This window comes from Dinoroseobacter sp. PD6 (genome assembly GCF_028807315.1).
Lineage (GTDB): Bacteria > Pseudomonadota > Alphaproteobacteria > Rhodobacterales > Rhodobacteraceae > Dinoroseobacter > Dinoroseobacter shibae.
Window position 1 is genome coordinate 277,205 of record NZ_JARAMN010000003.1, and the last position, 23,379, is coordinate 300,583.

Genomic DNA, 23,379 nt, shown 5'->3' on the forward strand with positions numbered 1-23,379 from the left:
CCAACTTGCACCGTGGATCATGAATTTGCGGTTAAGCCGCGTCAGAAGCTTGCAGTTCGCAGGTCGTTTAGGGACTGTGATCCTGCGGAACTTGCGCCAGGCGGCCCAAGGTACCCGCGCGGCCGGACACCGGACCGCAGACAAACCGAGCGAGGGCAGGGTGCGCTATTCCGCGCTGGAACTTCTTAAACAAGGGCTCTCAGGCAACAAGGCTTGGCCCCGGCTGTGGCGCAGCCCCGCGCCGAAGCCCGCCTACGATGCGCTCATCATCGGCGGGGGCGGGCATGGGCTCGCCACGGCCTATTACCTTGCGCGCAATCATGGGATGACCAATGTTGCGGTGCTGGAAAAGGGGTATCTCGGCAGCGGCAATATCGGCCGTAACACCACTATCGTACGTGCCAACTACCTGCTGCCCGGCAACTCCGAGTTCTATTCCCATTCCTTGAAGCTATGGGAGGGGATGGAGACGGATTTGAACTTCAACGCGATGCACTCCCAGCGCGGGATCATCAATCTGTTCCACTCCGACGGGCAGCGCGATGCCTTTGCCCGCCGCGGCAACGCCATGATCAACCAGGGTGACGATGCGATCCTGCTGGATCGGGAGGGTGTGCGCCGCGAGGTGCCCTATCTGGATTTCGACCAGACCCGATATCCGATCTATGGCGGGCTGTGGCACAAGCGCGGCGGGACCGCGCGCCACGACGCTGTCGCCTGGGGCTATGCCCGCGGAGCCGACCAGCGTGGTGTCGACCTGATCCAGAATTGCGAAGTCACCGGATTTCTGATCGAGAACGGCGCTGTACAGGGCGTGCAGACCACGCGCGGGGAGATCCGCGCCCCCAAGGTCGGCATGGTCGTGGCGGGTCGCTCGGGGCAGGTGGCCGAGATGGCGGGCTTCCGTCTGCCCATCGAGAGCCACATCCTGCAGGCCTTCGTGACCGAAGGGCTGAAACCCTGCATCGACCAGGTGATTACCTATGGCATGGGTCACTTCTATATCAGCCAGTCCGACAAGGGCGGTCTGGTGTTTGGCGGGGACCTGGATTTCTACGCCTCCTATGCGCAGCGCGGCAACCTGCCGATGGCCGAGCACGTTGTTGAGGCGGGAATGACCCTGATGCCGATGATCGGCAAGGCGAAGATGCTGCGCTCCTGGGGCGGGATCATGGACATGACGCCCGACGGCTCGCCAATCATCGACCACAGCCCCGTACAAGGGCTCTATGTCAACGCGGGCTGGTGCTATGGCGGGTTCAAGGCAGTGCCCGCCTCAGGCTGGTGCATGGCGCATCTCATGGCCACGGATACGGTACACGAGATCGCTCGACGCTATCGGCTCGACCGGTTCCGCACGGGGCACCTGATCGACGAGGAAGCCACGGGCAGTCAGCACAATCTACACTGAGCCGAGGATCGGCACTGGCCCGGCCCCGCCATATCCGTGCGCGTAAAATCGATGTCGAATAGCCCGTCGACGGACTTCAGTAACCCGCAGATCCTCAACGCGCCATCTGTGGCGCATCCCGGCACATTGTTGTCGATCGACCGAGAGCCGTACCATTGAAGTCGCTGGCATTGCGAAAGCCCGGGAGCGCGGTCAAAGCCCTGGCGGCAAGCTCTCCAAGCCGTGGTTCCGCTGAAAATCTACGACAGCCATGGTCCCGCACGCAGGCCAGCGCAGCTTCAACGGGCTGACCGTCGCGCGGTCCGTGTCCGCCTCGCATTTTTCTCCACAACGTCGCAAACCTTTCCATTCCGTGTCGCGACGATGTTGTAACGCGGCTTCGGCCGCGCTTTAGTACCCGGGAGGTGCAACCGAAAAGGCAAGCGACGTGCGCATTCCCTGTCCCCTTTGTGGCAATCGCGACCTGCGGGAATTCACCTATCTGGGGCACGAGACCTACCTCGACCGCCCTGCACCCGGCGATGCGGAGGGGCTCGATGGCTACCTGCATCTCCGGGACAATCCGGCAGGTGAGACCGGAGAGCTTTGGTATCACGGGCTGGGCTGTGGTGCGTGGCTCCATGTGCAGCGCAACACCGTCACCCACGAGATCGGAGCGGTCACCCTCGCGTCGGAAAAGGTTGCGCCATGAGGCTCGATGGTGCGGGCCTGTTCGACCGGGACACGCCGCTGCGCTTTCAGTTCGACGACCGTTGGATGGGCGGGTTTGCTGGGGACACGCTGGCCTCGGCGTTGATGGCGAACGGGGTGAAGCTGGTCGCTCGGTCCTTCAAGTACCACCGCCCCCGGGGCATCTGGTCGGCGGGTTCCGAAGAGCCCAACGCCCTAGTGCAGGTGGGCAAATTCGCGCGCCAGGTGCCGAATGTGCGTGCGACGCAGGCCGAACTTTTTGAGGGGCTCTACGCCACCAGCCAGAACCGGTGGCCGTCGCTGACCCTCGACCTGCTGTCGTTGAATGATCTGGCGGCGCCCTTCCTCGGGGCGGGGTTCTATTACAAGACCTTCATGTGGCCGCGCAGCTTCTGGGAAAAGCTCTATGAGCCCGCAATTCGGCGGGCGGCAGGGTTGGGTGCCCTGTCGGGTCAGACCAACACCGAGCCTTACGAGAAGGCCTATGCCCATTGCGACCTGCTGGTGATCGGCGCCGGGCCTGCGGGGCTGATGGCGGCCCTTACCGCGGCCCGGGCGGGTGCGGATGTGATCTTGGCAGAGGAGGGTGACCGTTGTGGCGGGCGGCTCCTTTCCGAGCAGGAGGAAGTCGACGAGGCCTCAGGGCAGGATTGGGTGAGCCGGATAGTGGCGGAGCTGGTGGCGAGTGGGCGGGTCCGGGTCATGACCCGCACCACGGTGACCGGGGCCTATGACGGCGGCATTTACGGAGCGCTGGAGCGGGTGGGCCTGCACCTGGCCGACCCGGCGCCCGCCCTGCCGCGGGAGTGTTTCTGGCGCATCGCGGCGCGGCGCGCGATCCTGTGTGCCGGCGCGTCCGAGCGGCCCATCGCCTTCCCGATGAACGACCGTCCCGGCATCCTGTCAGCCGCAGCCCTGCGAACCTACGCCAACCGTTATCGCACTGTGCCGGGGCCGCGCGTGGCGCTCTTTTGCAACAATGACGATGCGTACCGCACGGCCCGGGACCTTGTCGCCAGCGGGGTCGAGGTGGCTGCCGTGGTGGATACCCGCGCCGAGACGCCCGAGGGCGACTACCCGGTTTTCCGGGAGGCACGCGTGGTTGACACCAGGGGCCGCCATGGCCTGCGCCGGATCACCGTCGATGGCCCGGACGGACGGCGGCAGATCGAGGTGGACGCCCTTGGCGTCTCTGGCGGCTGGAACCCAAACCTGCATCTGACCTGCCACATGAACGAGCGCCCCACCTGGAACCCTGCGCTGCATGCTTTCGTGCCTTCGCCTGGGGCGGTGCCAGGTCTCGATGTGGCCGGGGCGGCCGCGGGGGTGTTTTCCACCCATGGGGCCTTGAAATCGGGGGTGTTCCGGGCGCGCAAGGCGTTGGAGTCGCTGGGGCTGGCACCGCCCTCCATGCCGATCCCGCAGGCAGATGACGCGCCTTACGTCCTGTCGCCGATCTATGCGGTCGACGGTGCCAAGGGCGCACTGGGCCGAGCCTGGCTCGACTTCCAGAACGATGTGACCGTCAAGGATGTCCGACAGGCCGCGTCCGAGAACATGACCAGCGTCGAGCACATGAAGCGTTACACCACCCAAGGCATGGCCACGGATCAGGGCAGGGTGTCGAATGTGCTGGCGCTTTCGGTGCTCGCCGATGCCACGGGGCGGGGCATCCCAGAGACCGGGACAACCACCTTCCGCCCGCCCTATACGCCCGTTTCCCTCGCCGCGCTGGGCGCAGGGGCGCAGGGCAAGGGGTTCGCGCCGGATCGGCTGACCACGTCTCATGCAGGCAGCCTCGCGCGCGGTGCACCCATGGTCGAAGCCGGTCTGTGGTATCGCCCGAGCTACTTCCCCAGAGACGGCGAGACGACCTGGCGCGAAGCTTGCGACCGGGAGGTCGGCCATGTTCGCAGTGCGGTCGGGGTGTGCGATGTCTCCACCCTCGGCAAGATCGAGTTGCAGGGCCCCGATGCGGGGGCGTTTCTCGACCTGGTCTATGCCAACACCTTCTCGACCCTGAAACCGGGGCGCGTGCGCTACGGGGTGATGCTGCGCGAGGACGGGCATGTGATGGATGACGGCACGACAGCCTGTCTCGGGCCGGGGCACTATGTGATGACAACAACAACCGTCGCAGCGCACAAGGTCATGCAGCATCTTGAATTCGTGCAGCAATGCCTGGTGCCGACGATGCGGGTGCGCTTTACCTCCGTCACCGAGAATTGGGCGCAATTCGCCGTGGCGGGGCCGCAAGCCCGCGCGTTGCTCAACGATCTGCTGGACGCGCCGGTGAGGAATGCCAACTTTCCGTTCATGGCCTGTGGGGCGGTGCGGTTGGGGGGTGTGGGTGGTCGTTTGTTCCGCATCTCGTTCTCGGGAGAACACGCCTATGAAGTCGCTATCCCGGCCCGCTACGGTGCTGCGCTGTTCGAGCAACTGGTTGCCCGGGCCGAGGCCATGGGCGGCGGAGCCTACGGGATGGAGGCGCTCAACGTGCTGCGGATCGAAAAGGGGTTCGTGACCCATGCGGAGATCCACGGCCGCGTCACCGCGGACGATGTCGGGCTGGGGCGGATGGTGTCAGCCAAGAAGGACTGCATCGGCAAGACCGCCAGTCAGCGCCCGGGCCTGACCGACCCAGACCGGGAGCAACTTGTGGGCCTGCGGCCCTGCGACGGGCGGACCGCTTTGTTGGCCGGGGCGCACCTGTTCGAGCCCGGGGCAGAGGCGGTGCGGGTCACCGACCAGGGCTACGTGACTAGCGTGTGTTTCTCACCGACGCTACAGACGCCTATTGGGCTCGGCTTCCTGCGCCGAGGTCGGGCACGGCATGGGCAGCGGGTGATGATGGTCGATCACTTGCGGGGGGTGACCACTGAGTGTGAGGTGACGGATCCCGTGTTCTTTGATCCCGACGGAGGGCGCGCCCGTGGCTGACCCCGCTTCACTCGCACCCGCATGTCCTTTGCCCGCGGTAAAGATCGGAACGGTCGCGCTGACCGAGGTCGCGGTTGGAACCGTCATGTCGGTACAGCCCTATCCCGGCGCGGGGCAAGCGGTCTCTACCAAACTGGCCCAGTTGACCGGGATACCCTTCCCGGAGCCGGGGAGATCGGCCGACTTTGAAGACTTGCGTGTCCTCTGGGCAGGGCGGGACACAGCGTTCCTGGTGGGCGAGGTGCCACCGCTTGACCTGTTGTGCGGCGAGGCCGCGCTCACGGATCAGTCGGACGCTTGGGTGGTTTTGCGGCTGAGCGGGTCGCAGGCCCGCGAGGTGCTTGCACGGCTGACGCCGCTTGATCTGCGGGACACAGCCTTTACGGAGGGCCAGACGGCGCGCACAGAACTCGCTCATATGGCGGTCTTGCTGGTTGCGCTGCCCGCTGCAGTGGAGATCTGGCTTATGCGGTCCATGCGGTTGACGGCCCTCGACAAATTATCTCAAGCGATGAAGTCCGTGGCCGCGCGTGCCGCGCGTGACCGCGACACCGGAGATGCTGCGCCGTGAAATCATCGCGCGGTGGCTCTGGACTTGCCCCCCCTAGCGCCCGATATGATGGAGCATGAGCCTTCCACCGGGATTCCTTGACGAGCTGCGCAGCCGCGTCTCCATGGCGCAGGTGGCCGGGCGCAAGCTGATCTGGGATATGCGCAAATCCCAGCAGGGCAAGGGCGACATGTGGGCCCCGTGCCCCTTCCACCAGGAAAAGACAGCCAGCTTCCACGTCGATGATCGCAAGGGGTACTACTACTGCTTCGGCTGTCACGCGAAGGGGGACGCGATCTCCTTCGTGCGCGAGACCGAGAATGTGGGCTTCATGGAAGCCGTGGAGATCCTCGCCGCCGAAGCCGGAATGCCGATGCCCGCCCGCGATCCGCAAGCGGCCGCCAAGGCGGACCGACGCACGCAACTCAGCGAGGTCGCCGAGCAGGCGGTTCAGTTCTTCCGTCTCAACCTCAAAACCGCCGCGGCGGCGGAGGCGCGCGCCTATCTGGTGCGCCGCGGGTTGTCGGAACAGGCGCAGGCGCGGTGGGAGATCGGATTTGCGCCCGACGGATGGCAACACCTCTGGGACCATCTGCGCGGCAAGGGCGTGGCCGAGGACCTGATACTCGATGCGGGGCTGGCCAAGCCGTCCCGCAAGGAGGGCGGTCGACCCTACGACGTATTTCGCAACCGGATCATGTTTCCTATCCGGGATGCGCGAGGCCGGGCGATCGCTTTCGGAGGGCGGGCCATGGACCCCGAAGACGGGGCAAAATACCTCAACTCCCCGGAAACCGAGCTTTTCGACAAGTCCCGGGTGCTCTTCAACCATGCCCGGGCCCGGGAGACGGCAGGCAAGTCCTCCCCGCTGATCGTGGCCGAGGGCTACATGGATGTGATTGCCCTATCGGAGGCCGGGTTCGCCGGGGCGGTGGCGCCTCTGGGCACGGCGGTGACCGAGCCGCAGCTCGAGTTGCTCTGGCGGATTTCGCCCGAGCCGGTCTTCGCGCTGGACGGGGACCGCGCAGGCCTGCAGGCGGGTCAGCGGGTCGTGGATCTTGCCTTGCCGCTGATCACCGCGGGCAAGTCGATGCGTTTTTGCATCCTGCCGGAGAAACAGGACCCCGACGACGTGATCCGCGCTGGCGGGGCGGAGGCCATGGTTGCCCTGCTGGATCAGGCCAAGCCCATGGTGGAGCTGCTATGGCAGCGCGAAACTGCGGGCAAGGTGTTTGACAGTCCCGAGCGCAAGGCCGCGCTGGGCAAGGCGCTGCGGCAGGCCGTGGCGAAGATTACCGACCCCACCATCAAGCAGCATTACGGCCAGGAAATCAAAACCCGGCTGGACGCGCTCTTCGGCTATGGGCCGAGCAAGGGGCGTTCGGGGCCTGCAGGCCCGTGGCGCAAGCGTGGGCAAGAGGGCCCGACACAGACCACGCGCAGCTCAGCCCTCGTCACTGCCGACCGTGAAGACCTGCTGCAGGAGAGCGTTATCCTTGCCACGCTCTGTGCCCATCCCGGTTTGATCGCGGAGTTCGAGAGCGATCTTCTCGACCACAGGTTCGGAACCGAGGCCTTCGCCCGCATGGCTGCGCGTTTGGCCAGCATGATGCCGGACCCGGATGCGCCGGAGATCTCGCTCGAAGGAACAAGCTGCGCTCAGACCCTTGAAGCGATCCTTTCGGAGCGCCATGTGACAATTTCACCTTCGCTGCGGCCGGGCTGCGATCCCGAAGTGGCGCGCATGACCGTCGCCGAGGGGTTCGCAAAATTGGCTGCGCGGACCGGTTGGCAGCGAGAGATGGAAGACGCGATCGAGGATTTCGCCTCCGTGGCCGATGAGGATCTCACATGGCGGCTGGGACAGGCAGCCGAAGCGCGGGAGGCGGCTGGACGCATCTCGCAAACGGACACGACAGAGTACGACATTGCCGACAACGGGGCACGAATCAGTCGGGACGAGCGAAATGCCCTTGATAACCTGTTAAATGGGATCAGCTTTGCAAAAGGACGGTCGAACGGGGGCTGACCCCGTACGGAAAGTTAAGTAAACACGGGTAAAAGTGGAGAGCGCGAATCACTTTGGACCTGATTCGTTTTTGGGTGGGAACCCGCGAAACCGGCACGCTCCCTTAATCAAGGAAATCTGAATGGCCGCCAAAGACACTGACGACCGCAAGACCGATGACCAAGACGCGGAGGCAATGCTCGACATGAGCCAAGCGGCGGTCAAGAAGATGATCGCCGAAGCGCGGACGCGCGGCTACATCACCTACGATCAGCTTAATCAGGTTCTGCCGCCGGATCAGGTCAGCTCGGAACAGATCGAGGACGTGATGTCCATGCTGTCCGAGATGGGCATCAACATCATCGAGGAAGACGAGGCCGAGGACGGCGATGCGCCCGCGAATGCATCGACGCAGGTGGTCGAATCCTCCAGTTCCCGCGAAGTGGCGGTTTCTACCTCCTCGTCGGAGACGCTCGACCGCACCGACGACCCGGTCCGGATGTATCTGCGCGAGATGGGGTCTGTCGAACTGCTGAGCCGCGAGGGCGAGATTGCCATCGCCAAGCGGATCGAAGCGGGCCGAAATACCATGATCGCGGGGCTCTGCGAGAGCCCGCTGACCTTTCAGGCGATCACGATCTGGCGCGACGAACTGCTGTCCGAGGACATCCTGTTGCGGGACGTCATTGACCTGGAGGCCACCATGGGTGGGGCCATGGACGAGGACGAAGACAGTTCCAGTGTCGTGGAAATGGCAGCCAACAGCCCGGCCGCCCCGTCGGAGAAGTCCGACGAGCCGGAACTGGACGCGGACGGCAACCCGATTGCCAAGACCGACGATGAAGACGACGAGGACGATCAGGCCAACATGTCACTCGCTGCCATGGAAGCGGCCCTCAAGCCCAAGGTGCTGGAGACGCTCGACCTGATCGCGCGCGACTATGCACAGTTGAGCGAGATGCAGGATCTGCGCATTTCGGCCACGCTGAACGAGGATGAGAGCTTCTCGGTCGAGGACGAGTCGAACTACCAGAAGCTGCGGGCAGAGATCGTTCTCCTCGTCAACGAGTTGCACTTGCACAACAACCGTATCGAGGCGCTGATCGACCAGCTTTATGGGATCAACCGTCGGATCATGGCGATCGACTCGAGCATGGTGAAGCTTGCCGATCAGGCGCGGATCAACCGCCGCGAGTTCGTCGAAGCCTATCGCGGCTACGAGTTGGACCCGACCTGGCTGGAGCGGATGGCCGAGAAGCCGGGCCGTGGCTGGCAAGCGTTCATTGAACGCTCTACCACCAAGATCGAAGAGCTGCGATCCGACATGGCGCAGGTCGGCACCTATGTTGGTGTGGACATCACCGAGTTCCGTCGCATCGTACAACAGGTTCAGAAGGGTGAGAAAGAAGCCCGGCAGGCCAAGAAGGAAATGGTCGAGGCAAACCTGCGTCTCGTAATTTCCATCGCCAAGAAATACACCAATCGCGGCTTGCAGTTCTTGGACCTTATCCAAGAAGGTAATATCGGCCTGATGAAGGCCGTCGACAAGTTCGAGTATCGCCGCGGCTACAAGTTCTCGACTTATGCGACGTGGTGGATCCGTCAGGCGATCACCCGGTCCATCGCGGATCAGGCGCGCACGATCCGTATCCCGGTGCACATGATCGAAACGATCAACAAGCTGGTTCGGACAGGGCGGCAGATGCTGCACGAAATCGGTCGGGAGCCTACGCCGGAAGAACTGGCTGAAAAGCTCCAAATGCCGCTGGAAAAGGTGCGCAAGGTGATGAAGATCGCCAAGGAGCCGATCAGCCTCGAGACGCCCATCGGCGACGAGGAAGACAGCCAGCTTGGGGACTTTATCGAGGACAAGAATGCGGTTCTGCCGCTGGACTCGGCCATTCAGGAGAACCTGAAAGAGACCACGACCCGGGTGCTGGCTTCGCTGACCCCGCGCGAAGAACGCGTGTTGCGCATGCGGTTCGGGATCGGGATGAACACCGACCATACGCTCGAAGAGGTTGGTCAGCAGTTCAGCGTGACCCGCGAACGCATCCGGCAGATCGAGGCGAAAGCTCTGCGCAAGCTCAAGCATCCCAGCCGGAGCCGGAAGCTGCGCAGTTTCCTGGACCAGTAAAGGCTTGGCCGCGGCTGGCGGAAGGCATTTGAGATGAGCGGCAAAACGATCTTGTTCGTTTTGGGCATCGCCGTTCTGGCGCTGGTTCTCTACACGGTCAGGGATCGTATCCCCAGCCCCTCCGTCAGTGCACAGCGCCCTTACTCGGCGCCCAACGGGCACAAGGTGGTGCCCCTGGGAAATGGCCCTGGCAGGTTCGAGGTTCTGGACACCCCCGGGGCCATGGGTCGAGGATATTTTTGTGCTGCCGCACGCTACGCGGAGGCGGTCTTGCGGGCTGAAACCAGGGACCACGTGCGCGTGATTGCAGAACTCGGGCCCAGCCAGACCCAAGACAACCGTCGCGCGGTGGGGTTCGAGTTGGTCCCTGCTGCGGAAGTCGCGGATTCCGAAACGACCAATATTTCAGCACCTCGTATCGACCAAACCGGGGAAAGCCGTTCGATAGTCGTTTCTCGGCAGTTTTGCGCCTGAAATGCGTAGCTGCCGAGCATTCGTCGGGTTGCACACTGGCTTTTGCGCACTTGCCGCGTAGGTTGCGTTGCACCTGATGTGAGGACGTCCTGTGACCCAGACCCATAGACTCCTGTGTTTGATCGGCGCCTTCATGGTGCTCGCCGCCGCGGGTATTACTCTCCCCTGAGGGTTTTCGCTCGGAAATGCGGCATGTAAGCTGTCGCAAACATGGGCGGCAGACCACCGCCACATCTGCCCGAAGGAGGAGAAATCATGCCCCGCAATTTGCTGGCTTTTATTATGGTGATTTTGTTCGGGGGCGGTGTCTCGACGGCAGGTGCGCGAGAGCTTGCAGAGCGCTACACGCCAGACACGCCGTATCGTGCCATTAACGAGTTTGGCGTGGTCCTCAGCGCAGAGCCGGAGGCCGTTGTAGAGGTGTATGCCAAGCCGGGCGCGTCGGGGCCGAAGTATTTTTGTGCGGCGGCCGAGTTCTCCAAGCGGTTTCTGGGCGCCAGTCCATCTGATCGGCTCGTCATCGTACGACCCGAAGGAGCAAGCGCCACGCGCTCCGGTGCGAAAAGCGTTCTGTTCGGGATCGTTCCGAGATCGGCATCCGGCAGCCTGCCGCCGACGGGTCTGACGATAAATCCGCGCAAGGCTGGGGAGCATCGCAGCGTGAATTCCGGCCTTTCTTTTTGCGAACCTCCGAACAAGCGGCGCCGCGACGACTGATGCCGCGCTGCGGCCCTTTGCTTGGCCTTTGCCCTTCTGGACCAGCACCATGTCCCATCAGTGCTTTACCTTCGACACCTCCGGGCCGGGCCTGACCGAGATCACGCGCGACGTGGCGGCGTGGATCGCAGCACAAGACGTGGCAGAGGGCCTGCTCACCTTGCATATCCAGCACACCTCCGCCTCGCTCCTGATTCAGGAGAACGCGGACCCGGAGGTGCGCACGGACCTGACCGAATTTTTTCAACGTCTTGTGCCGCCCACAACCGACCCATCCATGGCGTATCTCACCCACACCTATGAGGGGCCTGATGATATGCCGGGCCATATCAAGGCGGCTTTGTTGCCCACATCGCTTCAGATCCCGGTGATCGGCGGACGCATGGCCTTGGGGACGTGGCAGGGGATCTATGTCGTCGAGCATCGCGACCGGCCGCAGACCCGGCAGATCGTGGCGCTCCTGCGCTGACCGGGAGGCGGGATTAAAGGCACTTTCGCGCCTGTGTCGCCCAGATTACACACAAGATACGGCAGGTCGAATTGCCCTCTACCCAACGGATTGGGATATGCCTATGGTGCCTGTGGATAACGCGCCAACAGGCCATAAGGACGTGGAGGGAAGACGCCGATGCGGTGCCCATTTTGTGGAAACGTAGACACGCAGGTCAAGGACTCCCGCCCCGCCGAGGACCATGTCGCGATCCGGCGGCGCCGGTTCTGCCCGGCCTGCGGGGGGCGGTTCACCACCTATGAACGGGTGCAGTTGCGCGACCTTGTGGTTATCAAATCTTCCGGCAAACGCGAGGATTTCGACCGCGATAAGCTGGAACGCTCAATCCGCATCGCCATGCAGAAACGGCCGGTGGAGCCTGATCGTCTGGATCAGATGATTTCCGGCATCGTCCGGCGGTTGGAGAGCATGGGCGAGACCGATATTCCCTCGGCCACCATCGGCGAGATCGTGATGGAAGCACTCGCCCGGATCGACACGGTGGGTTACGTCCGGTTTGCCAGCGTTTACAAGAATTTCCAGGCGGCGGATGACTTTGACAAGTTCGTGAGCGAGTTGCGGCCGCCGACCGGCAAAGACAGCTGACATGTCCGACGACCTGCGCTGGATGCAGGTTGCGCTGACCCTGGGGCGGCGCGGTCTCGGCCAGTGTTGGCCGAACCCGGCGGTCGGCTGCGTGCTGGTTGCGCCGAACGGACGCGTGGTCGGGCGCGGTCGCACCCAGTCCGGCGGGCGCCCCCATGCGGAGGTCGTGGCCCTCGCGCAGGCCGGGGCGGCAGCGCGCGGTGCGACGGCCTATGTGACCCTCGAACCCTGTGCCCACCACGGACAGACCGGCCCGTGCTGCGATGCGCTGATCGCTGCTGGTGTGGCCCGTGTTGTCACGGCGCTGGAAGATCCCGATCCACGTGTCGCAGGGCAGGGGCATAGCCGCCTGCGCGCCGCCGGCGTTGCCGTCACCGAAGGCGTCGGACGTGCTGCGGCGAGGGAGGATCAGTTGGGCTTCCTGAACCGTGTAACCCTTGGCCGCCCAATGGTGACCCTGAAACTGGCGCTGACACTCGACGGCCGCATCGCAACCGCGCGAGGGGAAAGCCAATGGATCACGGGGGCCGAGGCGCGCCGGTACGGCCATGCCCTGCGGGCACGGCATGACGCCGTGCTGATCGGGGCCGGGACTGCGCGGACGGATGATCCCACGTTGACGGTTCGCAGTCTCGGCGTTGTGCGGCAACCGGTGCGGGTGGTCGCGAGCCGGGGTCTGGACGTGCCCATTCCCTCCCGCCTCTCCCAGAGCGTGACAGCCGACGCGCCGGTCTGGCTCTGCCACGGTGGAGAGGCGCCCGCGGAGCGGATCGCGCGGGCGCGTGCGGCAGGACTGAAGTGTGTGGAAGTGGCCGCAGAGGCCGAAGGCGTCTCTGTCGAAAGTTTGCTCCGGACCCTGGCGCAGCGGGGTCTGACGCGCGTTTACTGCGAGGGCGGCGGCGCATTTGCGGCGGGGTTGCTGCGGGCGGGCTGCGTTGACAGGCTCGCCGTTTTTTCCGCGGGCTGCGTGATCGGGGCGGACGGGATGCCGGGGCTCGGTGATCTTGGGGTGAACCTGCTGGCAGATGCGCCGCGCTTCAGACGGCTCGGGGTGCGGCAAGTGGGCGGCGATGTCCTGACCGAATGGGCCCGGACCTAACGCCAGATCCACGATTGCGACGCGAGAAGTCCCTGCAGCTTGGCAAGAAAACGCAAGGACGGCTTACGCGCTGCGTCTGTTTCCTGTTCCAGCCGATCGAGCACGGTTTCGACAGGGCAGGGCAGGTTCGCGACTGGATCGTGATAGCGCGGGTAGTCGATCAGACATGCTTCGACCAGTGCCGCCAGATCCGGTCGAGCCGTTCGCCGCGCGAAGGCCGGGTGATCGGCAGGGGCGAGGTCACGGGTCAGACCCCAGCCCGCATAGAAGGGAATCCCTGCACAGACCACCGGCTTGCCCCGAAGAAGTGCCTCGAACCCCATGAGCGATGACAGGGTCCAGACCTCCGCCGCGGCTGCCAGTACCGATACCGGGTCGACCCGCCGCGCGATCTCATTGGCCTGTTCGCTCTCGATCGACCCGTCTCGTAGGCCAGCCTCCACGTCCGGGTGGGGTTTGTAGACGATATGGGCGTCGGGATTGGCGGTTCGGGCGGCCAAGAGCAAATGTTCGATGTCGGGGATAACCCCACTCTGTCCGAGCAACACGGAGGCATCATCGCGGACCTGTCCGATGACCAGGATGCAGCGGCGGTGCGCGTCAGGCGGGCTGTAGCCGGGCAGGTCGAGATTGTATTTGCTCAGTCCGGAGGCCCGCAGCCGGTGCAGCAGGACGCGCCCACGGGCAGTGCTGCCGATTGCGGCACGGCGCGCAATCAGATGCTCCAGATCGCTGGGGACAGTCGGGTCATAGTAAATGCCGCGCCGGTCATGGACGAGGGACAGCGGCGGCACGAGGTTCGCGCCCAGTCCGCGGGAGCGCAGGAAGCCATCCTCGACCCGCAGCAGAGGCACATCGCGCTGGCGCGCCGCATCGACAATGGCCGGTGGCGTGCGGCTGGCCCAGCTCAGGATCGGGCGACCGCTGCGGTCGGCAAGGTCCAGTGCCTCTTGTTCGCCAGAGACATAGCGCACAGGTCCGTCCCCATGGAAGGCGGTCATGGATGCGCGTTTCCACAGGCGCATGCCATGGGCGACATATCCGGCCCGATCCTGCCGCCAGGCGCGGGCGCGGGCCGCAAGGGCCGCCATCACCTCTTCGACCGTGCAGAGTCGGTCGCGGCAGGGGTCATACCAGATCGGGTAGAGACCGAGGACAGCCAGTGCAAGTTGCGCGCGATCGAGAGTTCGCTTGCGCCGGGGAACCGGGACGCGATCGTCGCTGAGACCCCAGCCCGCATAGAAAGGTGTGCCGAAGATCTGCGGCCGCTTGCCGGATAGGATCGTCTCGAACCCCATCTGCGAGCTGACCGTATAGACCGCATCGGCGCCCCGGATCAGGGTCCAGGGCGAGACCGGGTCCGAAAATGCGGAGCCAAAATGCCCCGGCCGCGCGTCGGTCGCTGCCGGGTGACCCTTCACGATGATCTGCTTGCCCGGGTGGTCTGCGCGTGCGGCCTCCAGCATCTCGGTAAAACGCGCGGCATCCGCGCCCGCGCCGGCAATCGATGCATCGCCGCGCAGTTGGTCGATCACGAGGACATAGGGCCCCGCCGGAGCGGGCAGGGTCGGATCGTGGGTGTTGTACTTGCTCAGATCGGCTTCGATCAGCGCGTCTATAATCGCCTTCCCCCGCACGGTGTCCGACAGGGGCGCGGTGTTGAGCATGTCCTCAAGATCGCTGGGACCGGTGCTGTCATAAAACGGGCGTTGCCGGTCGAAGGTGAGACCATGGACCGGTGCGCCCGCGCGCCCGGGCAGAACCGAGCGCAGGAAGCTGTCTTCGAGATAGACGCAAGGCGCGCCGAGGCATCTGGCAAGAGCGGTTCCGCGCCGCGCGCTCTTGCCGCCATTGCCCCAAAGCGCAAGCGGGCGTGTGCTCCCCGGTCTGGCCATGGTCAATCGCGAGCCCGCAAGGATGAGAATGCGGCGGAGGTCCCGATCCCGCAGGTGGCTGAGCGAAGAAACGCACATCTCGTCCGGCAAGGAAAAAGGCGCCCGCGATATGCCGCGCGCGCCTTTTTCGGATGCTTCCTTGCCGGTCAGGGCGATCAGTTGGCTGTCAGGGTTTCGATATTCGCTGCTGGCTGGATCACGGCCCCGAACAGCAGGCTGACAGTCTTGTTCCAACGCGCGATTGGCGCTTCGGTGACGTAGACCGTGTCACTGTCCTTGATCATGAAGTCCTCCGCAGTGAAGAACCCGTTCGGTTGTGTCAGGTCGAGCACGTAGACGACGCGCTGCGGACCTTGCAGGTCCGGCCGCCCCAGAACCGTGCGGGCGACGTCTTCGCTCTCGTCGCGCAGGATGAACACTCCGGTTGGGTCCGCGAGATTCGGGTCCAGACCGCCGACCTGGGCGAGTGCCTCCAGGGCCGTCAGGTCTTGGGCATCGAAGTTCACGCGGGTCTGGCCACGGGTCGCACCGAGTGCGATGAAGCTGCGCGGGTCCTGTTCGATGATGATCTTGTCGCCGCCGCGCAGGGCGATATCCAGCGACGGATCGCGGTAGAGATCGGTCAGCCAGATCGTGCCGATTTCGCCTCCGCGGATGACCCGGACCAGGATCATGTCGTATTCGGCGAATTCCGCGTTCACACCCCCGGCCCGGGCAATCATCGAAGACAGGGTTCGTGTTGGTCGTTCGATTGTATAGACGCCCTGCCCATTGACGTTGCCAACCACCGTGACCGTCGCGCCGTCCCCGGCAATCCGACGGACGCTGACTTGCGGGTCGGGCGTTTGGGTTTCCAGTTGCCGTGTGATGATGCCGCGCAAGGCTTCGGGCGTGTTTCCGGCGGCCATGATCCGGCCAGCATAGGGCACGAAGATGAAACCGGCGCTGTCGACTTGCACCTGTTCGATCACAGATGCGGCCGCGCCGCCACGAGCAAGTAGCCCCTCAACCACGTTTTCCCAGATCGTCAGACCGAGAATGTCACCGGGCCGGATCGCGTCCGGGCTCACTGTGCCTGCGCTCAGAAAACTGCTGGAAAAGCCCGTTGCCGGGCGAGAGAAGGTCTGTTGCGCCACCACGTCGGTCACTGGAACGATGAAGGCGTTGCCAGCCTCGGACACCGAAGCGTCGAAGAGTTCGTTCTTTACCGGACCACTGCGGGGCAGGCCACATGCTGCCAAGGCGCCGGTGGTGACCAGGATCAGGGCCACGCGCGCAAGACGCGAAAGCACAGCTGTTTTGCCGAATGTCACGTTTTCTGCTCCTCAAGGCGCAAAGCGCAATTTTTTCACAAAGGCTAGTTAAGCGGACCTCGTTTGGGAAGACAGCAAGCCGAATCAGGTGCACCGTGAGACAAAAGCGTTGTTATTTCACAACGCGTATCGGGAAGCGTCGCCGTGGTGCGCCGATCTTGAGGGCTCCATAGGGGTCCTGGTCGGACAACACCATGTCCGTGACCTGCCGTAGAAGGTGTTGCCGCCCGGTCGCCGAGTAGAACCCTCCGGCCACTTGGCTGCTTTCCAGCAGGTAGTGCCGGAAGTCGCGATAAGCGCGCATGTCGGGCGGGATAGGGTCCGCAAAAAACGCCTCCAGGGGTTGGGCCGAGACAAGCTCCGGCTTGGCATAGACTGCCTGGCCCAGGGTCTTGACCGGCAGGCCGCGCCACAAGGCCTGCTGTGCAGCCGTGGAATTGACCGTCAGAACTGCGCGCGCCTGGTCGAGCAGGCGGGCAAGTTTGCCACCCTTCACGTAATGCACGCGATCGGCGATGCCGGTCTCGCGGGACAGGCGCTTGATTACCGCCGGCAGAGGCGCGCGACCATCCTCGAGCGGATGCGCCTTGAAGACGAGGTGGTGATGCGCGGGGGCTGCGCGCGCAAAGGCGCCGATGACATCGGCGAGCACCTCGGTCATGGATGCGAACGGGCTGTGGGCCTGAAATGCGCTGTCATGTTCGAGTTGCAGCAGGAAAAGGTGATAGGGGAACCCACCTCGCCGGATCCGGCGCGTTGCAAGCGCCCGTTCCACCATGGTCAGTGGCAGACGCAGCAGCATCTTAAGGTAGAGCAGGAATTCCTGCCGCACGGTCAGGGCGCGGTGGGGCTTGAACGCGGTGTAGTCCGAATTCCGGAACAGGACATGAAAGTGATAGACCGCGCCATAGAACATGTGCTGGCGAATATCGCCCCAGCGCGCCGGTGCACCCGGCAACTCGGGCGCATGGCCGCGCAGGGCCTGCGTCATTTCGGGAATCGTGGTGTCCATCAGAGGCGAGTGCCCGTTGGAGCCGCCCCGCTCATAGGTGACCCAGGAGGGACGCAGATAGCCCTCCTCGAACACATGGATGCGGCAACCATGCTGCCGGGCGGCTTCCACGGCCGTGCGGTGAATCCACCGGGTGTCGCCGTAGAGCACGATGTCCGTGATCGCCTTGCTGCGCAGCAGTTGGGCGCAGGTCTGCGGCCAGTCGGCGCGCGGCCCGGTAAACGGGATGTAGCGGGGCTTGTCTTTCCAGAACCGCGCATCTCCGGCATTGAATCCCACACGCCAACAGCTCGCGCCTGCGCGGGTCAGCATCGCGGCGAGTTGAGTGAAGAAGGGTCCGTGGGGACCTTGCAGGAAAAGAAAGCGCCGCGCGGGCGATCCGGTCATGGTGTTTCTGTGCCTCGAGACAACTGCGATCCGGGTAACGGGTATTCTTGGATTAATGAAGAGATCACAACGGTTTCCAAGTGGTAAATTTCTCAACGTCCATTCTCCGCCGTTGCGCAGGGGTTGCTGTGGCCCGGTTGCCCCGCTAGCTGTGCCCACAACCCCATGGACGGCGGAGGTTCTGACATGTTCACAGGAATAATCACCGATATCGGCACCGTGCGCGCCCTCGAACAGGCAGGCGACCTGCACGCGCGCATCGGATGCAGTTACACACCGGAGTCCATCGCGCTGGGCGCGTCCATTGCCTGCAATGGCGTATGTCTGACAGTGGTCGACAAGGGGCAGGACGATACCAGCCCGTGGTTCGACGTGACCATCAGCGCCGAAAGCGTCGACAAGACCAATATCGGCGACTGGCGTCCCGGCGCACGGGTCAACCTGGAACGGGCGCTGAAGGTCGGGGATGAGCTTGGCGGGCATATCGTGTCGGGCCATGTGGACGGCGTGGCCGAGATCACCGCCATGGCGCAGGAGGGCGAAAGCACGCGCGTCACCTTCCGTGCCCCCGAGGCCCTGGCGAGGTTCATCGCGCCCAAGGGGTCTGTCGCGCTCGACGGCACATCGTTGACCGTCAACGAGGTCGATGGCGCGGAATTCGGCGTGAATTTCATTCCCCATACCAAATCTGCGACAACATGGGGCGGCGTGAAGGTCGGCGACCGCATCAACCTCGAAATCGACACGCTGGCCCGCTATGTCGCGCGGCTGCAGGAGTGGCAGCCGTGATCGACCCGGGCGTCTGACCGCGCGCAGCGTCCGTCGCACAGCCAGTGGTGCACTAGGGCATTGCGCAAGATCGGACCGCTGCCTCTGGCCTTGTGCGCCCGGCTGCGCTATCCCGCCCGCAGATTCAGAGGACAGACCATGGCCGAAAGACTCAAGACCGACTACTCAGATGCCATCTCTTCCGTGGAAGAGATCATCGAGGATGCCCGCAACGGCCGGATGTTCATCCTCGTCGATCATGAGGACCGCGAGAACGAAGGGGATCTGGTGATCCCGGCGCAGATGGCGACGCCGGATGCGATCAACTTCATGGCCACCCATGGCCGCGGCCTGATCTGTCTGACCCTGACCAGCGAGCGGATCGATCAGTTGGGCTTGCCGTTGATGGCGTCCTACAACTCCTCTCGCCACGAGACCGCGTTTACCGTGTCCATCGAGGCGCGCGAGGGAGTGTCCACGGGGATTTCGGCTGCCGACCGGGCGCGTACCGTTGCGGTGGCCATCGACGCGGCAAAGGGCGCCGCCGATATCGCCTCGCCCGGCCATGTCTTCCCGCTTCGGGCGCGGGATGGCGGGGTGCTGGTGCGCGCCGGACATACGGAGGCGGCCGTGGATGTCAGTCGCCTTGCCGGGCTCAACCCGTCGGGCGTGATCTGCGAAATCATGAACGACGACGGATCTATGGCGCGGTTGCCGGACCTGATCGCTTTCGCGCAGCGGCACAACCTCAAGATCGGTACGATCTCGGACCTGATTGCCTACCGGCGCCGCAATGACAACCTGGTGAAGGTTACCAAGGAAACCAAGGTCTCCTCGGAATTCGGAGGCGACTGGGCACTGAAGATCTACACTGACAAGACCCAGGGGGCCGAGCATATCGCGCTGATCAAGGGTGACATCTCCACGCCGGAGCCGGTGCTGGTGCGGATGCATGCCCTCGATCCGATGCTCGATGTTGTGGGCACTGGCGGGCCCGGGCGGGCCGGGGAGTTCGGGGATGCCATGCGGATCGTGGCGGACGAGGGGCGCGGCGTGGTCGTCTTGCTGCGTGATACCACGATGAAAATCGCGGCCGGTGGCGAAGAGGTGTCGCCCCAGACCCTGCGCCAGTATGGCCTCGGCGCGCAGATCTTGTCGTCGCTGGGACTGTCGGAACTGATCCTTCTGACCAATTCACCGTCGCCCAAGGTGATTGGGCTGGAGGCTTACGGCCTCACCATCACCGGCACCCGAAAAATACCGATGCAGAGATAGACATGGCCCAAGCCGAGACACATCATGAATTGCCACTGCCGCGCTTCGAAAAGCCGGTGAAAGTGCTGATCGTCCAGTCCCCCTATTACAAGGATATCGCCGACGGGTTGCTGACCGGCGCGAAAGCCGTGCTCGAAGAGGCTGGCGCCAGCTTCGAGGTGGTGCATGTGCCCGGCGCACTGGAAATCCCGCCCGCCATTCGGATTGCCCATGTGCAGTCGAACTTCGACGGGTACGTGGCGCTGGGGTGCGTGATCCGGGGCGAGACGAGCCATTACGAGACCGTCTGCAACGACAGCTCCCACGGGCTTATGCTGCTGGGATTGCAGGGCGCGTGTCTGGGCAACGGGATCCTCACGGTGGAAAACAAAGACCAGGCGCTGGTGCGCGCCGATCCCGAAGGCCAGAACAAGGGCGGTGGGGCGGCAGCGGCCGCGCTGCACCTGATCGCGCTGTCGCGCCGCTACGCGACCCAGACGAAAGGCGTCGGGTTCAAGCCGCGCGGCGAGACCATTCAGCTGGCGGATGGGGGCGAAAGCCCGAGCCGCGCATGAGCAAGCAATCCGACAAGCTGGCCGCCAAACGCCAGGCGAAATCCGCCGCGCGGCTCTATGCGGTGCAGGCGCTTTTTCAGATGGAGGCGGCCGGACAGTCCGCCGACAGCGTGATCCGGGAATTCGAGGATCACCGGTTCGGCGCGATCTACGAGGAAGGCGAGATGGCCGAGGGTCACGTCACCCTCTTTCGCACCACCGTCGGCGAGGCGGTCAATTGGCAGGCGAAGATCGACCAGCTGACCGACCGGGCCCTTGCGACCGCTTGGCCCATCGACCGGATCGACCCGACGCTGCGCGCCCTGTTCCGGGCTGCGGGGGCGGAGCTGGTGGGGGCCGACACGCCCCCAAAGGTGGTGATCAACGAATACGTCGATCTGGCGCGCGCGTTCTTTCCGGACGGCAAGGAGCCGAAATTCGTCAATGCCGTGCTCGATCACATGGCGCGCGAGGCCAAGCCCGACGCGTTCAGCTGAGCCGGGCCTCAGCTCAGGCAGCCGGGAATCGCGACCCGGGCACGGGCATCGGTTCCGAACGTGCCTTCCAGAACGCCGCCCCCGGCCTGCAAGACCCTTGCCTTGGCGCCGTTGATTTCCGCGCCGGCGATCACGGTGGGCCTTGCGCCCGTTGTGTCATCCACGTCGATGGTGAATGCGGCGTGTTGCATCGGCATCATACGGTCGAAGCGAATCGTGACGCTGCGGTCGCCATCCTTCACCTCGCTGATCGCCGCAATGTCTTCAGCCCCGAGGATAACATCGACGGGTTGGAACACATCGACCCCCGGGCCCCCCTCGGCGACGTCGAACACCAGGGCGCCATCCGAGCCATCGAGATCGACGACAACCTCCGTCGGGCCAAGCGGGCACGACCCGGTGTAAACGATCATGAACCTGTCCTTTGGTGCGCTTTCTTCGAAGGCAATGGCCATATCCGCCGCGGCGGTGCCCGCGTTTAGAACAAGCGTGCAGGATGTCAGAAGGGCAGCGCGGGACAGTTGAAAGGCCATATCGGTTCTCCTCAAGTTGTCTTTTGATCTAGCGCGCGGAGAATCGGGGTCCATTTTCCGCCTGCCGGTTATTTCAACATGGCGTCCCTGCACCGTTGCTGGAGAGATACGCGACAGGATTGGGGCTGGCGGTTTGAGCGCCAAGTACTATCTGAGGTGTTATATGGAGGCCCCAATGCCCGAATTGATCAAACTCTACATCCGCCAGTGTTTCATTGGCTTCGGAATTTCCATCCTGTTCGTCGGAATGCTCTATGCTTTCGACATCGCAAACCTGTGGACCCTGGTGTCGACCTCCCAGGACGGTGTGTTGGTGACGGCAATGCTCGTCATTTCCAACGCGGTCGTGTTCTGCGGTGTCCAGTTCGCCATCGCTGTGATGCGCATGGCGGAACCGCATGACGACAAACGGGACGGCGGCACGCCTGCCCGACCGCACCCTCGGCTCCAGGCCAGTACGATCCCCGTGGTCCGCCGCCCGGACGGGCATGGCACCCGCCCGAAGGAGCGCATCGCGTTCTGATCGAATAAAAGGGTAAGCGGCGGGACCACGCGTACCGGGGAGGCGTTTCATTCCCGAGGACCTGTATATACAGGTGGGCGCCAGGTAAGTGGACCAGGGTCCAAACAGAGCCAGCTCCCTCGGAATTGCTTAAGGCCACTGGAATTTAGCCCATGTCGAATACAGCAGTACCCGCCTGCTTGCGCATATAGGCCCCGCGCCCTGTCCGAACAAGGGACAAAGCGTCTGGACAGGTGTTCACCTCTTGTTCATATTCGAGCCATGACTGATCTGCTGCAACCGGGGCAACGGCTGGCGCGGGGCGTGTGCCGCCATCTGCGCAGTCTGGATTTCGCCTGTGTCGAGGAATTCACCCCGGACCGGGGCTTGCGCGTCGATGTGATGGCATTGGGCCCCAAGGGCGAGCTCTGGGTGGTCGAGTGCAAATCCAGCCGGGCCGATTTCACCTCCGACAGTAAATGGCAGGGCTATCTCGACTGGTGCGACCGGTATTTCTGGGCGGTGGACAGTGCCTTTCCCTGCGACCTGCTGCCCGAGAATACTGGCCTGATCCTGGCCGATGCCTATGATGCCGAAATCCATCGGATGCCGGATCTCCACAAGCTGCCCGCTGCGCGTCGTCGGGCCCTGACACAGCGCTTCGCCCGGGCCGCTGCCTTGAGGCTTCAGGCCACGCGCGACCCGGAGATGACGCTGGCTTGACCCGCTTGCCGCCTCGGCCCCCGCGGTCTACCACGGGGAAAAACGGGAGCGGATCATGCCTGAACCAAGCTATCTCGACACTGCACGGGGCCGCCGCCTCGCGTATCACCGAACCGAAGGCACCGGGCCCTTGGTGGTGTTTCTCGGCGGGCTGAAATCGGACATGGAGGGGACGAAAGCACTCCATCTCGAAGCCTGGGCGCAGGGCAGGGGACGCAATTTCCTGCGCTTCGACTACTCCGGCCATGGCCAAAGCAGCGGCGCGTTCGAGGACGGCTCCGTCGGGGAATGGGCGGAGGACGCAGCGGACATGCTTGCGGCCATGCCCGACGACCGGCTGGTTCTGGTGGGGTCCTCCATGGGCGGATGGGTGTCGCTGCTCATGGCGCGCCGGCTTGGGGCTCGGGTCGCAGGGCTTGTGACCATCGCCGCGGCCCCTGATTTCACCGAAGACGACTGGTGGGGCGGCATGACCGAGACCGAGAAGGCCGAAATGGCGCGACTGGGCCGGATCGAACGCCCCTCGGACTATGACGACAGCCCCTACATCATCACTCGCAAGTTCATTGAGGATGGCCGCCGCAACCTCGTGTTGCGCGACCCACTGCCCTTGTCCATGCCGGTCCGGTTCCTCCATGGAACCGGCGATACGACCGTGCCCACGGCCCTCGCCTTGCGGTTGTTGGAGCACGCCGAGGGTCCGGACATGCGGCTGACCCTTGTGGACGGGGCCGATCACCGCTTCTCCGACGAGACCTGTCTCGCGCTGATCACAGACACCGTTGAAGAGGTGCTGGTCCGCATCCCTTAGCATAGCAA

The 23,379-nt window shown here is 64.1% G+C and carries 22 protein-coding genes and 1 other RNA gene; 18 read left to right on the top strand and 5 right to left on the bottom strand.

Annotated elements, in window-relative coordinates:
- The first annotated feature begins 160 nt into the window (after window positions 1-160).
- From PVW48_RS07010 to ribD, 11 genes are all read left to right on the top strand, one after another.
- Window positions 161-1,411: a sarcosine oxidase subunit beta family protein gene (locus PVW48_RS07010; protein WP_274580831.1), complete on the top strand. Its 1,251-nt coding sequence runs from the start codon at window positions 161-163 to the stop codon at window positions 1,409-1,411.
- Between the two features lie 427 nt (window positions 1,412-1,838).
- Window positions 1,839-2,102, top strand: coding sequence for a sarcosine oxidase subunit delta (locus tag PVW48_RS07015; RefSeq protein ID WP_274580832.1), 264 nt, complete (start codon window positions 1,839-1,841; stop codon window positions 2,100-2,102).
- A complete protein-coding gene (locus tag PVW48_RS07020) occupies window positions 2,099-5,041 on the top strand; it encodes a sarcosine oxidase subunit alpha family protein (protein WP_274580833.1) in 2,943 nt (980 codons plus the stop codon). Before PVW48_RS07015 ends, PVW48_RS07020 begins: the two co-directional genes overlap by 4 nt.
- 28 nt (window positions 5,042-5,069) lie before the next feature.
- On the top strand, window positions 5,070-5,612 hold the full coding sequence (locus PVW48_RS07025) for a sarcosine oxidase subunit gamma (RefSeq protein ID WP_274580834.1): 543 nt from the start codon (window positions 5,070-5,072) through the stop codon (window positions 5,610-5,612).
- 55 nt (window positions 5,613-5,667) lie between these two features.
- The gene (gene dnaG, locus PVW48_RS07030) at window positions 5,668-7,620 is read left to right on the top strand and encodes a DNA primase (RefSeq protein WP_274580835.1); all 1,953 of its coding nucleotides are present in this window, start codon (window positions 5,668-5,670) and stop codon (window positions 7,618-7,620) included.
- A gap of 121 nt (window positions 7,621-7,741) precedes the next feature.
- Window positions 7,742-9,736: an RNA polymerase sigma factor RpoD gene (rpoD, locus tag PVW48_RS07035; RefSeq protein WP_274580836.1), complete on the top strand. Its 1,995-nt coding sequence runs from the start codon at window positions 7,742-7,744 to the stop codon at window positions 9,734-9,736.
- 33 nt (window positions 9,737-9,769) lie between these two features.
- Window positions 9,770-10,210 carry a hypothetical protein gene (locus PVW48_RS07040; RefSeq protein WP_044027822.1) on the top strand — a complete coding sequence of 147 codons (441 nt, stop codon included), beginning with the start codon at window positions 9,770-9,772 and terminating at the stop codon, window positions 10,208-10,210.
- Between the two features lie 255 nt (window positions 10,211-10,465).
- Window positions 10,466-10,927: a hypothetical protein gene (locus PVW48_RS07045; protein WP_044027820.1), complete on the top strand. Its 462-nt coding sequence runs from the start codon at window positions 10,466-10,468 to the stop codon at window positions 10,925-10,927.
- A gap of 49 nt (window positions 10,928-10,976) precedes the next feature.
- On the top strand, window positions 10,977-11,396 hold the full coding sequence (locus PVW48_RS07050; RefSeq protein ID WP_012178925.1) for a secondary thiamine-phosphate synthase enzyme YjbQ: 420 nt from the start codon (window positions 10,977-10,979) through the stop codon (window positions 11,394-11,396).
- Window positions 11,397-11,555: 159 nt separating this feature from the next.
- Complete coding sequence (gene nrdR, locus PVW48_RS07055; RefSeq protein WP_012178924.1) at window positions 11,556-12,023, top strand: transcriptional regulator NrdR; 468 nt, start codon at window positions 11,556-11,558, stop codon at window positions 12,021-12,023.
- A 1-nt stretch (window position 12,024) separates the two neighbouring features.
- A complete protein-coding gene (gene ribD / locus PVW48_RS07060) occupies window positions 12,025-13,122 on the top strand; it encodes a bifunctional diaminohydroxyphosphoribosylaminopyrimidine deaminase/5-amino-6-(5-phosphoribosylamino)uracil reductase RibD (protein WP_274580837.1) in 1,098 nt (365 codons plus the stop codon).
- On the opposite strand, the gene PVW48_RS07065 is transcribed toward ribD, so the two are convergent.
- From PVW48_RS07065 to PVW48_RS07075, 3 genes are all read right to left on the bottom strand, one after another.
- Window positions 13,119-15,017, bottom strand: coding sequence for a capsular polysaccharide biosynthesis protein (locus PVW48_RS07065; RefSeq protein WP_274580838.1), 1,899 nt, complete (start codon window positions 15,015-15,017; stop codon window positions 13,119-13,121). The genes ribD and PVW48_RS07065 overlap by 4 nt on opposite strands.
- Before the next feature lie 155 nt (window positions 15,018-15,172).
- A complete protein-coding gene (locus tag PVW48_RS07070; protein ID WP_012178921.1) occupies window positions 15,173-16,330 on the bottom strand; it encodes a polysaccharide biosynthesis/export family protein in 1,158 nt (385 codons plus the stop codon).
- A gap of 112 nt (window positions 16,331-16,442) precedes the next feature.
- The gene (locus tag PVW48_RS07075; protein ID WP_012178920.1) at window positions 16,443-17,729 is read right to left on the bottom strand and encodes a capsule biosynthesis protein; all 1,287 of its coding nucleotides are present in this window, start codon (window positions 17,727-17,729) and stop codon (window positions 16,443-16,445) included.
- Between the two features lie 186 nt (window positions 17,730-17,915).
- Between PVW48_RS07075 and PVW48_RS07080 the strand changes: the two genes are divergently transcribed.
- From PVW48_RS07080 to nusB, 4 genes are all read left to right on the top strand, one after another.
- Window positions 17,916-18,518 (top strand): riboflavin synthase, encoded by a 603-nt coding sequence (locus PVW48_RS07080; RefSeq protein WP_274580839.1) that lies wholly within the window; start codon window positions 17,916-17,918, stop codon window positions 18,516-18,518.
- A gap of 138 nt (window positions 18,519-18,656) precedes the next feature.
- A complete protein-coding gene (gene ribB / locus PVW48_RS07085; protein ID WP_012178918.1) occupies window positions 18,657-19,772 on the top strand; it encodes a 3,4-dihydroxy-2-butanone-4-phosphate synthase in 1,116 nt (371 codons plus the stop codon).
- Window positions 19,773-19,774: 2 nt separating this feature from the next.
- A complete protein-coding gene (locus PVW48_RS07090) occupies window positions 19,775-20,326 on the top strand; it encodes a 6,7-dimethyl-8-ribityllumazine synthase (protein ID WP_274580840.1) in 552 nt (183 codons plus the stop codon).
- Window positions 20,323-20,802, top strand: coding sequence for a transcription antitermination factor NusB (nusB, locus tag PVW48_RS07095; RefSeq protein WP_274580841.1), 480 nt, complete (start codon window positions 20,323-20,325; stop codon window positions 20,800-20,802). The genes PVW48_RS07090 and nusB overlap by 4 nt, the downstream gene beginning before the upstream one ends.
- An 8-nt stretch (window positions 20,803-20,810) precedes the next feature.
- Here the strand turns inward: nusB and PVW48_RS07100 are convergent, their stop codons facing one another.
- The gene (locus PVW48_RS07100; RefSeq protein ID WP_274580842.1) at window positions 20,811-21,335 is read right to left on the bottom strand and encodes an aggregation factor core; all 525 of its coding nucleotides are present in this window, start codon (window positions 21,333-21,335) and stop codon (window positions 20,811-20,813) included.
- 175 nt (window positions 21,336-21,510) lie between these two features.
- On the opposite strand from PVW48_RS07100, the gene PVW48_RS07105 reads away from it, so the two are divergent.
- Entirely contained in the window at window positions 21,511-21,858 is a 348-nt protein-coding gene (locus PVW48_RS07105; RefSeq protein ID WP_274580843.1) for a hypothetical protein, read from the top strand.
- Between the two features lie 18 nt (window positions 21,859-21,876).
- Here PVW48_RS07105 and ssrS read toward each other — a convergent pair.
- Window positions 21,877-22,032, bottom strand: a non-coding RNA gene (ssrS, locus tag PVW48_RS07110) — 6S RNA.
- Window positions 22,033-22,119: 87 nt separating this feature from the next.
- On the opposite strand from ssrS, the gene PVW48_RS07115 reads away from it, so the two are divergent.
- Together PVW48_RS07115 and PVW48_RS07120 are read left to right on the top strand one after the other, a co-directional pair.
- On the top strand, window positions 22,120-22,560 hold the full coding sequence (locus tag PVW48_RS07115; protein ID WP_274580844.1) for an MmcB family DNA repair protein: 441 nt from the start codon (window positions 22,120-22,122) through the stop codon (window positions 22,558-22,560).
- Between the two features lie 55 nt (window positions 22,561-22,615).
- On the top strand, window positions 22,616-23,371 hold the full coding sequence (locus tag PVW48_RS07120) for an alpha/beta fold hydrolase (protein ID WP_274580845.1): 756 nt from the start codon (window positions 22,616-22,618) through the stop codon (window positions 23,369-23,371).
- Window positions 23,372-23,379 lie beyond the last annotated feature (8 nt).

Excerpts from the sequence above, each read along its gene's own strand:
- PVW48_RS07020 (WP_274580833.1), top strand. The coding sequence starts at position 2,099 with ATGAGGCTCGATGGTGCGGGCCTGTTCGACCGGGACACGCCGCTGCGC.
- dnaG (WP_274580835.1), top strand. The coding sequence starts at position 5,668 with ATGAGCCTTCCACCGGGATTCCTTGACGAGCTGCGCAGCCGCGTCTCC.
- rpoD (WP_274580836.1), top strand. The coding sequence starts at position 7,742 with ATGGCCGCCAAAGACACTGACGACCGCAAGACCGATGACCAAGACGCG.
- PVW48_RS07040 (WP_044027822.1), top strand. The coding sequence starts at position 9,770 with ATGAGCGGCAAAACGATCTTGTTCGTTTTGGGCATCGCCGTTCTGGCG.
- PVW48_RS07045 (WP_044027820.1), top strand. The coding sequence starts at position 10,466 with ATGCCCCGCAATTTGCTGGCTTTTATTATGGTGATTTTGTTCGGGGGC.
- PVW48_RS07050 (WP_012178925.1), top strand. The coding sequence starts at position 10,977 with ATGTCCCATCAGTGCTTTACCTTCGACACCTCCGGGCCGGGCCTGACC.
- nrdR (WP_012178924.1), top strand. The coding sequence starts at position 11,556 with ATGCGGTGCCCATTTTGTGGAAACGTAGACACGCAGGTCAAGGACTCC.
- ribD (WP_274580837.1), top strand. The coding sequence starts at position 12,025 with ATGTCCGACGACCTGCGCTGGATGCAGGTTGCGCTGACCCTGGGGCGG.
- PVW48_RS07065 (WP_274580838.1), bottom strand. The coding sequence starts at position 15,017 with ATGGCCAGACCGGGGAGCACACGCCCGCTTGCGCTTTGGGGCAATGGC.
- PVW48_RS07075 (WP_012178920.1), bottom strand. The coding sequence starts at position 17,729 with ATGACCGGATCGCCCGCGCGGCGCTTTCTTTTCCTGCAAGGTCCCCAC.
- PVW48_RS07080 (WP_274580839.1), top strand. The coding sequence starts at position 17,916 with ATGTTCACAGGAATAATCACCGATATCGGCACCGTGCGCGCCCTCGAA.
- ribB (WP_012178918.1), top strand. The coding sequence starts at position 18,657 with ATGGCCGAAAGACTCAAGACCGACTACTCAGATGCCATCTCTTCCGTG.
- PVW48_RS07090 (WP_274580840.1), top strand. The coding sequence starts at position 19,775 with ATGGCCCAAGCCGAGACACATCATGAATTGCCACTGCCGCGCTTCGAA.
- nusB (WP_274580841.1), top strand. The coding sequence starts at position 20,323 with ATGAGCAAGCAATCCGACAAGCTGGCCGCCAAACGCCAGGCGAAATCC.
- PVW48_RS07100 (WP_274580842.1), bottom strand. The coding sequence starts at position 21,335 with ATGGCCTTTCAACTGTCCCGCGCTGCCCTTCTGACATCCTGCACGCTT.
- PVW48_RS07105 (WP_274580843.1), top strand. The coding sequence starts at position 21,511 with ATGCCCGAATTGATCAAACTCTACATCCGCCAGTGTTTCATTGGCTTC.
- PVW48_RS07115 (WP_274580844.1), top strand. The coding sequence starts at position 22,120 with ATGACTGATCTGCTGCAACCGGGGCAACGGCTGGCGCGGGGCGTGTGC.
- PVW48_RS07120 (WP_274580845.1), top strand. The coding sequence starts at position 22,616 with ATGCCTGAACCAAGCTATCTCGACACTGCACGGGGCCGCCGCCTCGCG.